Here is a 13989-nt window from a genome sequence, read left to right on the forward strand (position 1 = left end):
CACCTGTTTGAATTATTCGGGATGCACAGGATGGGGCCAATTGCACAACAGGTTGAAAGCTTACGCAGCTATTTCAACACCGGTGTCACTAAAGAGCTGAGCTGGCGACGTCAGCAGTTAAATCAATTGCTAACCATGACCCAGACCCATCAGCAGGACATTGTTGACGCGCTCAAACAAGATCTGGGTAAGGCTGAACAAGAGAGCTGGCTGGCGGAAATCGGCTTTCTGGAAGACGATATCAAACACAGCCTTAAGCATCTGGCCAAGTGGTGCAAGCCCCGCAAGCTTTCCACTCCCATGCTGGCCCAACCCGGCAGCAGTTGGTTGCAACCCGAGCCACTGGGTACGGTGCTGATTATTGGCGCCTGGAATTATCCCTTTCAGTTACTCTTAGCCCCATTAGTCGCCGCCATTGCCGCCGGTAACTGCGCGGTGGTCAAGCCATCTGAACTGGCCGAACACACCAGCGCCCTGATTGCCCGCTTGCTACCCCGTTATCTCGACAGTAACGCCTATGCGGTGGTGGAAGGGGGCGTGGAACAAACCACCGAGGTACTTAAACAGAAGTTCGATCATATTCTCTACACCGGCGGAGAGACGGTAGGCAAAATAGTTATGAAAGCCGCCGCCGAGCACCTAACGCCGGTCACCCTAGAACTAGGTGGCAAAAGCCCCTGCATTGTCGCCAGCGACTGCGATCTGGATGTCACCGCCGCGCGCATTGTGTGGAGCAAGTGGATGAACGCCGGGCAAACCTGCGTGGCCCCGGATTACATTCTGGTGGAAAACGCCTTCGTCGATAAACTTACCGCCGCTATTGTCAGCAAGTTAGACGCCTTTTACGGGCAAAACCCGGCCCAAAGCCCCGACTATGGCAGAATTATCAATGCCCGCCACCTGGCCCGTTTGCAGTCGTACCTAGAGGGGCAAAAGGTGATTTGCGGTGGCCAGGTAGATGAAAATACCCGTTATATGGCGCCAACCCTGGTACAAAACCCGGCCCTGGACAGCCCACTGATGCAGCAGGAAATATTCGGCCCCATCTTGCCTATTGTCGAATTGGAGCGTATTGAGCAGGCCACGGATTTTATCAACCAACGGGCCAAGCCACTAGCCCTGTACTTGTATACCCGCTCTCAAAGCTTAGAACAGCAGATACTGGCAGGCACCAGTGCCGGTAGCGTCTGTATCAATGACGGCATGATGTTTATGGCTAACCCGGCGCTGCCTTTTGGTGGCGTGGGCAACAGCGGCATGGGCCGTTATCACGGCCAGTGGGGCTTTGATACCTTTAGCCATATAAAAGCCGTGATGAAACGCAGCACCCGTTTTGACATTGACTGGCGTTACCCGCCCTTTAGTGCCAAAAAAATGAAAATGCTCAAGTGGGTGAAATAATGCTTCAGCCTTTTCATTTAGCCATACCTGTCACCTCACTGGCCAAGGCCAGACGCTTCTATGGCGAATTACTGGGCTGTGAAACCGGGCGTTTCAGTGAGCAGTGGATAGACTGGAATTTCTTCGGCCACCAACTAGTCACGCACTTAGTGGAACAGATACCCAGCGCCCCGGCCCATAACGAAGTGGATGCTCATGCGGTACCTGTGCCGCATTTTGGCGTGGTGCTGGCCTGGTCTGACTGGCAGCAACTAGCCGACAAACTCACCCACGCCGGCTGTGACTTTGTGATCAAACCCTATATTCGCTTTAAAGGTCAGGCCGGTGAGCAGGCCACCCTTTTCTTACTCGATCCCTGCGGTAATGCCCTGGAATTCAAAGCCTTTAAAGATCTTAATCAACTCTTCGCGGTTTAGGGGCCATCGGCCCCCAGTACCGGCCAGCGGGCCACTAACCGACCATTGCGCATAACCAGCAGATGACCAAATTGCAGCAACACCGCCTCGCTTTGTAGGGGCCGTAAAAATACCCAGTCATCCACCGCCAGCGGCAGTTTTGCCGAGCCGCTTAACCCTTGCTGATTGGAGCTGTCATACAGGCCATTAAAACTCAGCCCAGGCGGTGACCAGGGAGCCACCAGCCATTTACCGCCGTAGATAAAAAAGCTCATCTGCTGATTGGGATCCCACCAACTTGCCACGCTGCCCAGCCATTCCTGGGTCGGTACTCCTTGATTTAGCTGTTTTTTTAATACCCGGGTGGCAATGGCCGCGGCCGGTTCAAACTCTGCCAGTATTGGCAGGTCAAAATCCAGCGGCTTTAACAGACAGGAACCGACCGACAAATCATTTACTTGTGTGACATCGCCGTAACGCAAAAAAGTGGGGCTACCGGCGCCGTTAAAACACAGCGGCCGCTCAAACCAATCTGGGTATGCACTGCGAATCTGTTCCACATAACCACCATAACGGGCCTGTACTTGCGAAAACTCCCGTTCACCTAAAAAGCCGGGTAGTTTACTGACATGGGCGTCGTAACCCATTAGACCGGAAAACTGCAGATGTTCGGGATGAGCGGCCACCAAATCCAATGCTTTGGCGAAGCTGGCTGGCTCATTAAAGCCGCCACGATGCAGGCCCACATCAATCTCAAAGTTAACTCTCAGTAGCAAGTCTTGTTGTTTGGCCAGTTGCAGGTATTGCTCCAGCCTTGGCAGGCTGTCAATCAGCCACTGCAATTGCTCTGCGGGAACAAAGCCCTGTGTCTGTGGCTGCCAGCGTTGATAAAAGGCCGCGGCAGATGCCACCGGCATAGGTTTACCAAACAGAATATCGGCATCGGGTTTGGTTTTGGCCAGCGCCTGTAAAAAGGGCAAATGGAACACCATATAAGCATGGCTTTGGGTACGCTTGGCTATATAGTCAAGCAAGTCGGGGCTTGGCAGCGACTTCACCACCATGCGATAGGTTTTCTCTGGCTGGCGGCTGAAAAACGCATTTAACCGCGACAGATTATGGTCCAGTTTATCCAGATCGATCAGTAGCGACGGATGGGTAATATCAGCGCTATCTAAAGCAGAAGATAAGCCCTGAAAATAAGGCTCGATGGCACCGGCATTATCCTGCGGCTTGGCCAGCCAGGCACCGCCCAGCACCGCCACACCAGCGCCGGCTTTTAAAAAGGTGCGTCTGCTTGTCATCTCAACCTACTCCATTATTTATTCAGTTATCAGCCATTGAAGCCCTTGCAGAAACAAGCAGCACTTACACGCCCAGCACCTGCTTTAAATGTGCATTCAGCAATTTGCCCTTGGGATCCAGACTTTCCCGAATGGCAAGAAAATCCTGCCAGTGCTTGGGGTACAGTGCCGCCAGTTGCGGGGCCTGTAAGGTATGGATCTTGCCCCAATGGGGCCGCCCTTCGTACTGATGGAAAATCGGTTCAATTTCGGCAAAAAACGGCCGGTAATCCAGGTCGCCAAACTGGTGGATGGATAACACCGCACTGTCTCGCCCCTGATACATGGACAGCATTATGTCGTCGCTTTTCACATGCCGATATTCAATAGGAAAGCAGGCCGGCAACTTGCGCCGCTCAATGGTATCCAACACCTTACGCAAACATTCCGGCCCGGCTTCCACCGGCACCGAGTACTCCATTTCACAAAAGCGTGTGGTTCTGGCATGGGCCAGCACCCGATATGAGGGGCCGGTTCGAACCACCGGCGGGTTGCCGCCAAAGGCTTTGTCCAGCAGCCAGGCATATAAGGATTCCCCTACCCCAGGTAGCCAGGACACAGATTCAAAAACCTGGCGCAACTGATTCAAGGCCCCGGGGTCCTCTTCCCCCTGATTCACATCTGCGGCTTTGGCCTCATTGGTGGTCACTGAGATACCCAGAGGCGAATAAGGCAAAGCAAAGATTTCAAAATGACGGTTGTTGCTCATTCGCAGATCAAGCTCAGAGAGCATCTGTTCAAGGGGTTCAACCTGGCTGACTTCGGTCAGACGGTAGCTATTTTGGCATTGCAAACGCACTCTGGAGACAATACCCAAGGCACCTAAGTGGGTTCGAGCGGCGTTGAATATTTGCGGATGCTGCTGGGCGCTAACGTCCAGCAATTGCCCATCCACTGTTGCCAACGTAAGCCCCGCCACCTGAGTAGACAGTGAGCCGAAGTGTTTGCCGGTGCCATGAGTTGAAGTGGCAATAGCCCCGGCCAGGGACGGGTAATCCATATCAGGCAGATTTTGCGTAGCCAGTCCGACACTCTCAAGCAAAGGGCCCAGACTATGCAAGCGCGTGCCGCCCCAGACCTCGGCTTGCCGGGTGGCCGGGTCGTGGCTGACCAAGCCCGACAAATAATCCGTGGTCAGCAAGGTATCGTCGGTAGGCACTAAGGCACTGAAGGCATGACTGGAGCCCACCGCCCGCACTGTGCCTTTGGCCTGGGTCAAGCCTTGCAACAACTGCTGTTCGTTACGTGGTGCCAGACGCTGCGACGGATAACAACTGTGATTCTTGCCCCAGTTAATCCAAGGCAGCGGTTTGCCCGGCACATAGGGCGCAGCCAGTGGCGGCGAAGCCGGACTAGGTGAACAGCCCGCCAAAGGCACAGTAGCGCTGGCGGCCAAACCTTTGAGTAAAGTACGTCTGCTGATCCCCGATGGGTTAGTTGTCATGCCCCACCTCCTTGGCATCGCCCAGCATAAAGTCGATCAGGACCTGCATATCCTCCTGGGTGCAGGCACTGCAATAGCCCATGGGTGGCATGCCACCTATGCCTTCAATGCTGTTTTTCAGGATCTGCTCGCGACCTTTTTGCATACGCGCCTGCCAATCTTGAATATCGCCCAGAAGCGGTGCACCGGTGTTGGCCGCCGCATGACATTGCAGGCAGTTATGACCCAAAAGCTGCATTTGTTCCGGGGTCATCTGTGCCTGGGCAGTGCTCACCGACAAGCTTGTCAGTATTAGCGCCAGAGGGCGTAAGTGCGAAGTCATAAAGTCTCACCGGCACAAATTGGACGAACGTCCAAATTACAATTCACACTATTGTTTTGTCAACAAGTTGTTAACCGGCTCTGGAATGGGGTTTGGCTGAATGTTGCCTGACAAAAGCGATGTTCAATGGCTTGGCTTTAGGTTCGACTCCCAACACTAACAGTGTCACAGAAGCCTCGCTCTCAATCTTAAGTCTGTGCATTGAACAGACTGGCAAACAGCCGCTTCAGGCACTGATGGACAAATTCAGCATCAAATTCACGCCCGCCGTTGGCATGGGCAAACTCCATCTGACTGATAGCCGCCAGAATCAGATGGGCATCCTGCCAGGGCATGTCACTACCAAAACGCTGGCAAACCGACTCAATCATCTGCAACTGCATATGGGTAAAGGCCTGAATCTTAGCGGCCAGCGGTTCTGCCACATTAAAGGCATACACAAAGTGACTTTCTACCCCCAGTTCTCGGCGTCGCTGCGTCACCCCGGCCTGAATATGCTGAGTCAGAAAATCCGCTAACTGGCTGGTCAGAATATCCAGTTGCGCCGCCGACACGCCGCCTTCCGACAACTGGCATTGCTGATCAATATTGGCCCTAACCTTATCCCGGTAAGGCTGGGTTTGCTCAACAAAGCGGTCAAAGGCAGCTTCAATCAAATTGTCCAGCGAACCGAAATAATAACTGGTCAGGGACAGACGCACCTCGGCACGACTGGCAATAGTGCGATGCGATAATGCGGCCAGGCCGCCGTCGGCAATCAAATCCAGCGCAGCCTCAAGAATCTTGCCCCGGGTAATTTCGCTCTTTGCTGCCTTCTTATCCACCGTGCCGCTCATCCCCATCCTCGACTCAAGAATACAAAGGCCTGACGTTATCCAAGCACCCTAAGCCAGTCAAGCCGCTTTCACCTTACCCCACACAGAGAAAAAACAATTTCATTACAAGTCGTTGACATTTCCTGGTATCAGAAATTAAATTGGACGAGTGTCCAATTAAAATAAAACCGACCAATACGGCCGGACGCACGCAGGAGACCCCCTATGCACCTTAACCCGAAACTCAGTGCGCTAGCGCTATCCACCAGCCTGGCCCTTGCCCCCGCCTGGGCTCAGGAAGCGTCACCGGCCGACGACGGCGGTTTGGAAGTGATTATGGTATCGGCACAAAAACGCAGCCAAAGCGTGAAAGATGTGCCAATTTCCATCACCGCTATCCCGGCACAAAAGCTTATCGACAACAACCTCAGCACCGCCGAGCAGCTATCCAGCAGTATTGCCAACTTTTCGGTGGGTCAAACCGGTCAGGGCTTTGCCATCAATATGCGCGGCCTGGGATCGGGGTCGAATCAGGGTTTTGAACAAACCGTAGGGACTTATGTAGACGGGATTTACCGCGGCCGGGCACAGTTAATGCGCAGTAGCTTTCTGGATGTTGAACGTATTGAAGTATTACGTGGCCCCCAAAGCACCTTGTTTGGTAAAAATACCACAGCTGGTGCTCTGAATATCCTGACCGCCAAACCCACAGATGATTTACGTGGCTACCTGCACGGCGCCTATGAGATAGACAATGGTTACAGCCTGGAAGGCGCAGTGGGCAATGCCCTGAGTGACAATGTGCAAGGGCGCGTGGCGCTGAAACTGATCAACGAAGACGGCTTTTTGCACAACAGTCTGATGGGCAGGGATGAAGTAGCCCGTAATAGCCTGTTAGGGCGAGTATCTCTGGCCTGGCAACCGGCCGACGATATCGATGTGCTGCTACGTTACCAGTTTGACCGTGAAGACTCCGACGGCGTGCGTAATGCCCAGCCGGTAGCGGAATCCATTTATCTAAATGGTGGGGCACAGTTGCCGGACTACTTTGGCGATCCCCGCCAGTATGTGCTGGACGATGTAACGCAAAAAGGCCTGCGTGAACTGGGGGAAGACGAAGGCACTGACTATCAGGCCGACCACCTGACTCTGGATGTGCAGTGGCAACTCGGTGACCTGAGTCTGACCTCAGTGACAGGCTGGCAACGCTATGACTTGGCGCTCACCAGTGACGGTGATGACAGCCCGGTGCCGCTGGTGTATCGCCAGTACAACGACGAAGAATACCGTCAGCTCAGTCAGGAATTGCGTTTAACCTCAGACTGGCAGGGTGCCTTTAATTTTATCGCCGGCGCTTACTATCAGGATACCGAGCTGGACTTTGCCGAAGCCTATCGCATTTACCCGCTGAATGCGCTGGGGCCGCGTGACTATCAGAATGATTCAGATACCTGGGCGCTGTTCAGCCAGTTGGACTACAGCTTTAACGAGCACTGGCAGGCAACGCTGGGCCTGCGCTATTCCCAGGAAGACAAACAAGCGTCCCGCACCCTGACGCTGGTAGAACTGTCCAGCGGAGAGGTGATTGCCGAGCAGGATATAGTCAACGTACCGGATATGTTGCAAGCCATGGGACTACCAGCCCAACTGCCACCGGAAATGTATCTGGGGATTCTCGCCAGCGAATTGCAATTAGAGCAACATGCTGTCAGCGGCGAGCGTACCGAAAAAGCTTTTTCACCGGCACTGAACATTAAGTACAAGTTTGACGGCGGTATGCTGTACGGCGCGGTATCCACCGGTACCAAGGCTGGCGGTTTTGATGCCCGGGCTAATGTGGCCAAGGACTGGGAGTTTGAAGACGAGTCGGTACTGGCCTACGAACTGGGTGCCAAGCTCACCCTGGATGACGGTGCTGCCGACCTTAACCTAGCCCTGTTCAATATGGCGTTTGAAGATCTGCAAACCTCCACCTTCGACGGTACCGCTGGCTTCTTTGTGGAAAATGGCGGTAAATCCACCAGCCGCGGTGTGGAACTGGATGGCCGCTGGCAGTTTGCCGACAACTGGCGTTTATCCGGCAACCTCGCCTGGCTGGATTTTAGTTGGGATGAATTCAAAGGCGCCAAATGCTTCTACAGCCTGATGTATAGCCCCGATAACGTTGAGGCCGACGGGCAGTCTTGTGATATGTCCGGCAAAACCGGGGCTTTTGCGCCCAAATGGTCCGGCTCCCTGGACCTGGATTACCTGATGGAGGTTGGTGACGGTCTGGAGCTAAAAGTGAATCTGCAAACCCAGTTTAAGTCCATGCATTACACCAACTACGATCTCAATCCCTATACCGCCCAAAGCGGCTACGGTAAGTTGAATCTGCGCGTGGCATTAGCCGATTATGCCAACGGTTGGTCGGTGGCCTTGCTGGGCAAAAACCTCACCGATAAAAATACCATCAACTACTCCACCGATATGTCCTTTGGCCCGGTGGGCATGTATAGCGTATACACCGAACAAGGGCGCAGCGTTACCCTGCAGTTCGGCTATCAATTCTAACCAGCAGGCGCTCAACAATAGCCTGCGTATTTATCCCCTCGGGCAGGCAGCCAAATTGCAGGCTGCCCTGCCCCAAACGGGCGCGCACAAAGGCTTCAGCTATCCAGTCCTCGCCATGTAGCAGTAGCGTGGCGGCCTGCCAGCACAGCGCCAGGTGCTGCATAATGTGACGAGCAGCATATTCAAGGTTTTCTGTTTGCACCAACATAGCCAGGGTTTGATCCAAGCGGCGATCATACAAGCTATGACGACCTCTGGCCGCTTCCAGCTCAATGATCAGCGCATTGAGACAATCCTGCTCCCGGGATAACACCCGCAGCAAGTCCAGACACTGCACATTACCCGCACCTTCCCAGATAGAATTCACCGGCGCTTCACGATACAAGCGGCTGCAAACGTTTTCATCCACATACCCCACTCCACCAATACATTCCATGGCTTCAAAGGTTTGCAACACGGCACGTTTGCAAGTCCAGTATTTGCCGATACCTGTGGCACAGCGCACCAGCGCCGCCTGTTGTGCATCCTGCATATGATCCAGTGCATAGGCGATACGCATACTGATGGCCAGACCGGCTTCCGCTTCCAAAGCCAGATCAGCCAACACATTGAGCATAAGTGGCTGTAAATGCAGGGGCCTGCCAAAGGCACTGCGCCCGGCGGTATGCCAGATAGCTTCCTTGGCTGCCTGCGCCATTAGTGCCGAAGACCCTATCATGCAATCATAACGGGTCAGAGCCACCATCTGAATAATAGTGGCCACACCGCGGCCTTGCTCGCCCAGCAACCAGCCATGGGCACCGCGCAGTTCAATTTCGGCGCTGGCATTGGATCTATTGCCTAGTTTGCTTTTCAACCGCTGGATATGAATAGGGTTTTTGCCGCCGTCTTCGCGCCAGCGCGGCACTAAAAAGCACGAAAGCTGATCCTCCACTTTCGCCAGCATTAAAAAACCATCGCACATAGGAGCCGAACAAAACCATTTATGACCAAGCAGACTATATAACTGGCCGGGGCCCGGCTGACTAATAGGCACCGCCACTGTGGTATTGGCCCGCACATCAGAACCGCCCTGCTTTTCAGTCATAGCCATACCTATGGTTAGGCCGGTTTTCTCATACCAGGGCTTATTGCTGCCATCATACTGAGCAGATAACACCCCAGGTAACCAACGCGATGCCACCTCGGGCTGCGTTTGAATGGCCGGCACGCTGGCAAAAGTCATGGTTAAGGGGCAACCGGAACCAGGGTCGGCATGATTATGTAAATAAGCCAGTGCTGCTCTGGCCACATGTTTACCGGGCTGTTGTATGCTCCAGGGTAAATGAGTGTGACCGGCGGCAATGGCCGCCTGCATTAATTGGTGGTAGGCAGGATGGTAATTTATCTCATCAATACGATGACCAAACCTGTCATGGGACTGAAATTCGGGTAGATGCTTGTTGGCCAGAAAGCCGGCTTGCAATAATTCATGGCCAACCTGCCGGCCGAAGTCCGTCAGCCTTGGCTCAGCCCATTGTGCACCATAGGCTTGCAACCAGTAGCGCAACATACGGTCACCCTGAAAGGCATTGTAGTTTTCCAGCGCCAGGGGCTGGTTAAACACCTGGTGAGTAGAAGCAATAGCATGAGTCAGTTCCGTCATCTCGCCTCCATCTAGCTGCCTCGCGCTTAGGTGAGAGTCTTACTTTGCGGCGGGCTTAGCACTTCAGCCGGCCAATCAGTATGTCCTTAAACATTACCCAGTCACCTATCAGGCTATACAGCGGATACTTGAATGTTGCGGGCTTATTGTGCTCAAAAAAGAAATGGCCCACCCAAGCGAATCCATAACCCGCAATCGGCATAAACCATAAAGCCCAATAATTGGCGCTGGACAAACTATAGAACAAAATTCCCAGCACCAGCCAAGAGCCAATAAAGTGCAACCGTCGACAAACAGGGTGACGATGCTCCTTCAGGTAGTAAGGATAAAACTCGCGAAAGGATTGAAATTCGGTCTTCATTTTGTCTCCGGACATACCATTTTCACACTCTGCAGTGACTCAGTCTAAACCGCTTCGGCATCAGTGTCCTAGTAATGAACAACAGGGCTTGGAAAGGTACGGGTACAGCCTGGTGCAACCTTTGCTCAAGGCACTACCTCAAACAAAAACCGCAGGGAACAATGCCGAGAATCACCTTGTGTTAACAGCATGAATTCTTCTAAGCTGCGGCTCAACATAGTGAAGGGAACCAGTATATGAGCAAATGGATAATCGCCACCGGCATCACCCTGAGTGTGTTGAGTCAGTCAGCTATAGCCAAGGGCTTCATCTGGCCGGATGGTCAGCAGGCGGCTGTCAGTCTGGCTTACGACGATGCGCTGGCCAGCCAGTTGGATATCGCCATTCCGCAACTGGACAAGCATGGTCTGCAAGGGACCTTTTATCTAACCTTGTCCTCACCGGTATTGGCGCAGCGGCTTGATGCCTGGCGAGCCGCGGCATTGAACGGCCATGAATTGGGTAATCACAGTATCAACCATCCTTGCCGGGCCGGGTTACCCGGACGCGAATGGGTGGAAACAGAGAACAATCTGGATAACTGGAGCATGGTCCGCATGCTGCGTGAAGTACAACAGGCCAATAGCTTTTTGTATGCCATTGATGGCCAGACGGTGCGCACTTACACCCCGCCCTGCGGTGATCGCCTCAACAAAGACGGCGATTACGTCAGCGCCATTGCGCCGCAGTTTGCCGCCATCCGACTGCCTGGCAAACCACTCATTAGCATGGATGAATTAAACCTGTCACACACCCCCACCTGGTTTCCCGACCAGCCGAGTTTGGATGAATTAATTGCTTATGTGGAAGCGGCCGCCAAACAAGGCACCTTAGCCAGCATTAGCTTTCATGGCGTGGGAGGCGACCATTTACGGGTAGACGCGGATGTTCATGATGCCTTTTTAGCTTATCTGGCTAAACACCCTACGCGCTTTTGGGTGGGCACCTTTCGTGACATCGCCTTGTATATTCAGCGCCAGCAATCAGAGGCAAATCTGGTGGATAAAAAGTAAAAGGGGAGCCGCAGCTCCCCTTTCTTTATTCTCAGACCCTGAAAAAGCCCACCAGCTTTTCCATCTGCCCGCTACGTTCGACCTGCTCGCTGATCTGCTGTTGGATCTCGTTCAGGCCGTCGGCATTCTGATCAGACATGTTCTTGATCTGCATGATGTTGCCGTTGACTTCCTCGACCACTGAGCTTTGCTCTTCAGCCCCTACCGACACCTGAGTGTTCATCTCAGAGATACTGTTAATGGCGGCCACAATGCTGCCATAAGCGTCGCTGGATTCATTGGTCAGATTAACCACATTGTTGGTCTTGTCGGTTGACTGGCTGATCACACTCACCACATTAGCCGCACCTTGCTGAATAACCTCGATGATAGTGGTAATTTCAGCAATAGAATCCTGAGTCTTCTGTGCCAGTGTACGCACCTCATCGGCCACCACAGAGAAGCCGCGTCCCTGTTCACCAGCCCTGGCAGCCTCAATCGCCGCATTCAAAGCCAGTAAGTTGGTTTGATCAGCAATACCGCGAATCACCCCAAGAATACTGGAGATATTGGCGGCATCACCATCCAGCTTGCTCACCACCTGGGTAGCTGATTGCATATCACTGGCCAGTTCTTCCATGGCTTTGATGGTCAAACGCACCACCTGCTCACCATTTTTCGCCTGCTCTTCGGCATTCACGCTTTCCTGATGCGCTTGCGACGCATTCTGCGCAATCTGCAAGGTAGCAGCCGCCATTTCATTTAAGGCGGTGGCCAGCATATCGGTTTCCATCTGCTGAGTTTGCACTGAGCGATTGGACTGTTCTACTGCCGCCATCACCGAATTACTGGAGTCATTCAATACGCCAGTAACCTGCTGAATCTGCCCCACGATATCGCGCAGCGAGGCCGCCGACCGATTCATGGCACCATTCAACTCACCAAACTCGTCATTATTGATGATATTAATATTGCTGGTCAGGTTGCCCTGGGCAATTTCCTGCGCAAAAGCAATAGACTGATTGAGCGGGTTCATAATACTGCGTACCAGCCAAACACCCATTATGGCGCTGAGCAACATGGCCAGCCCCACTGCGCCAAAGGTCACGGTGTTTACCTGTGAGCGTACCTCTGCCTCAATAACCAGCTCCTCACCAATCAGCTTAGTGGCTAAAGTGGACGCACTGTCTGCTTCACTCAGCATATGTGCGAACGCTTCTTGTACCCCGATATTGGCGTCACGCATCAAGATAAACAGCTTGCGGTACTGACTCAGACTGTTGTTGAGACCCTGTAAATGCGTCTGCGTTTTGTCAGACAGCATAATGCTTTGCATATGCCCAACCTGCTTACTCAGACCATCAATTTGGCTCAGTATATGTGCGGCCTGCTGGGATTCAGGTTTATTGTTGTATTTCCAGATCTCAACCCTGACCAGGTTAAAGGTATCTTTAAAATGCTTGGCCGTGCGGTAACGGTTGAATTCAGCAAAGTCACTTTGGTGAGCAGAAAAATAACTTTCTATGGCTGACAACACCGCATCAATATCTCGGGATACCGCTTGGGCCGCACCATCAAAGGACTCTCTGCTACGAATATTGTCGGATTTCGCCTGAGTGTAATCATTAAAAGCGCTGCGATAATCGGCAATATTGTTTCGAATCGCGTCAACCTGACGCAGGCTTTCCTGCACTTTCATATTAGCCAACACGGGTTCAAGACTGTTTTGGGCTTGATCCAGATAGCCCATCACGCCATCACGATAATGAGCAGCCTCAGTAATCGCATAATCGGCCTGGGACAATCGCGCCTGGTAAAGTTGAGTATTGGCGTTGGACAATCCGGTCAGAATCTTAATCTGAGTTTCCAGTTTACCCAACATCACATAAGAGATGATGCCCAGTAACAGCATCACAAAGGTCAGAGAAAAAAGTGCAGTGTACAGCTTTTGTCTTATTGTCATTTACTACGTCGCCTTGCAATAGATCAATTATCACCTTGTCCCGGGCGCAGAGGTATCCATCTGCCCGATGGCCTATTGCAAGTTGCACCCGGCACTTGCACGGCGCAGCAAAACACTCAGAAAAGGGGATATTTCAGAATGTCGAGCAGCAGTCCATGGCCATGTCCGAGAGGCGCGCAGTGTAGCGCACAAAGAACCAACAGCATGTGTATTTTTTGCACTAAAGCATGCATAAAATTACACACCCCATACCCTTTAAGCATACCCAACCCGACTTTGTTAAAAGCCGTAACGAAAAATGCAATTAACTAACAAAAACAATGCTTTACCGTCAATAAAATGACACCAGAGCAGAGAGGCAGGGGCTTTCGAGAAGTGCGTTACTTGAGCAAAAATCAATCAGCCGTTCTATTGGGTGTAGCCTTCCCCCAAATATGAAAAGTGCTCAGATAAAGTTGTTCAACTTTTTCCCTGGCCCAGGGGGTACGGCGCAAAAATTTGAGGCTGGATTTAATCGAAGGCTCATGTGTGAAACAGCGAATTTCCACTGCTCTGCTCATAGCTTCCCAGCCCAATTTCTGTTCCAGACGAATTAACATCTGTTCGAGGGTAATACCATGTAAAGGGTTATTTGCTTGTGTATCCGCCATGCCGGCTCCAAAGGGATGAAAGTGTGCGGACTTTATTCTAACAGAGCCATTGGAGGGATAATAAAA

Annotated in this window: 12 protein-coding genes; 4 read left to right on the forward strand and 8 right to left on the reverse strand. The window is 52.5% G+C overall.

The annotated features are described in order from the left end of the window. Window positions 1–30 precede the first annotated feature (30 nt). Both IEX02_RS02935 and IEX02_RS02940 read left to right on the forward strand, forming a co-directional pair. Window positions 31–1401, forward strand: coding sequence for an aldehyde dehydrogenase family protein (locus tag IEX02_RS02935; RefSeq protein WP_229702013.1), 1371 nt, complete (start codon window positions 31–33; stop codon window positions 1399–1401). Then, window positions 1401–1817 (forward strand): VOC family protein, encoded by a 417-nt coding sequence (locus tag IEX02_RS02940; protein ID WP_188690029.1) that lies wholly within the window; start codon window positions 1401–1403, stop codon window positions 1815–1817. Before IEX02_RS02935 ends, IEX02_RS02940 begins: the two co-directional genes overlap by 1 nt. Here IEX02_RS02940 and IEX02_RS02945 read toward each other — a convergent pair. The 4 genes from IEX02_RS02945 to IEX02_RS02960 all read right to left on the reverse strand — a co-directional run bounded on the left by IEX02_RS02945 (window position 1814) and on the right by IEX02_RS02960 (window position 5741). Further along, window positions 1814–3100: an alanine racemase gene (locus IEX02_RS02945; protein WP_188690032.1), complete on the reverse strand. Its 1287-nt coding sequence runs from the start codon at window positions 3098–3100 to the stop codon at window positions 1814–1816. The two genes, IEX02_RS02940 and IEX02_RS02945, sit on opposite strands and share 4 nt — an antisense overlap. A gap of 64 nt (window positions 3101–3164) precedes the next feature. After that, the gene (locus IEX02_RS02950) at window positions 3165–4583 is read right to left on the reverse strand and encodes a D-arabinono-1,4-lactone oxidase (RefSeq protein WP_188690035.1); all 1419 of its coding nucleotides are present in this window, start codon (window positions 4581–4583) and stop codon (window positions 3165–3167) included. Continuing rightward, window positions 4573–4905, reverse strand: a complete 333-nt coding sequence (locus tag IEX02_RS02955; RefSeq protein ID WP_188690037.1) for a c-type cytochrome — start codon at window positions 4903–4905, stop codon at window positions 4573–4575. Before IEX02_RS02955 ends, IEX02_RS02950 begins: the two co-directional genes overlap by 11 nt. 188 nt (window positions 4906–5093) lie before the next feature. Continuing rightward, window positions 5094–5741, reverse strand: coding sequence for a TetR/AcrR family transcriptional regulator (locus IEX02_RS02960; RefSeq protein WP_188690040.1), 648 nt, complete (start codon window positions 5739–5741; stop codon window positions 5094–5096). 204 nt (window positions 5742–5945) lie between these two features. Here IEX02_RS02960 and IEX02_RS02965 point away from each other — a divergent pair, with 204 nt between their 5' ends. Next, window positions 5946–8273, forward strand: a complete 2328-nt coding sequence (locus IEX02_RS02965; RefSeq protein WP_188690043.1) for a TonB-dependent receptor — start codon at window positions 5946–5948, stop codon at window positions 8271–8273. On the opposite strand, the gene IEX02_RS02970 is transcribed toward IEX02_RS02965, so the two are convergent. Both IEX02_RS02970 and IEX02_RS02975 read right to left on the reverse strand, forming a co-directional pair. Next, window positions 8245–9918, reverse strand: coding sequence for an acyl-CoA dehydrogenase family protein (locus IEX02_RS02970; RefSeq protein ID WP_188690046.1), 1674 nt, complete (start codon window positions 9916–9918; stop codon window positions 8245–8247). The genes IEX02_RS02965 and IEX02_RS02970 overlap by 29 nt on opposite strands. A gap of 55 nt (window positions 9919–9973) precedes the next feature. After that, the gene (locus IEX02_RS02975) at window positions 9974–10279 is read right to left on the reverse strand and encodes an Mpo1-like protein (RefSeq protein ID WP_188690049.1); all 306 of its coding nucleotides are present in this window, start codon (window positions 10277–10279) and stop codon (window positions 9974–9976) included. 236 nt (window positions 10280–10515) lie between these two features. On the opposite strand from IEX02_RS02975, the gene IEX02_RS02980 reads away from it, so the two are divergent. Then, window positions 10516–11331, forward strand: a complete 816-nt coding sequence (locus IEX02_RS02980; protein WP_188690052.1) for a polysaccharide deacetylase family protein — start codon at window positions 10516–10518, stop codon at window positions 11329–11331. A 31-nt stretch (window positions 11332–11362) separates the two neighbouring features. Here IEX02_RS02980 and IEX02_RS02985 read toward each other — a convergent pair whose 3' ends face one another. Then, window positions 11363–13273, reverse strand: a complete 1911-nt coding sequence (locus IEX02_RS02985) for a methyl-accepting chemotaxis protein (protein WP_188690055.1) — start codon at window positions 13271–13273, stop codon at window positions 11363–11365. A gap of 395 nt (window positions 13274–13668) precedes the next feature. Further along, window positions 13669–13923: a VF530 family protein gene (locus IEX02_RS02990; protein ID WP_188690057.1), complete on the reverse strand. Its 255-nt coding sequence runs from the start codon at window positions 13921–13923 to the stop codon at window positions 13669–13671. Between the last annotated feature and the right edge of the window lie 66 nt (window positions 13924–13989).

Source organism: Bowmanella pacifica, from assembly GCF_014645355.1.
GTDB classification, from domain to species: domain Bacteria; phylum Pseudomonadota; class Gammaproteobacteria; order Enterobacterales; family Alteromonadaceae; genus Bowmanella; species Bowmanella pacifica.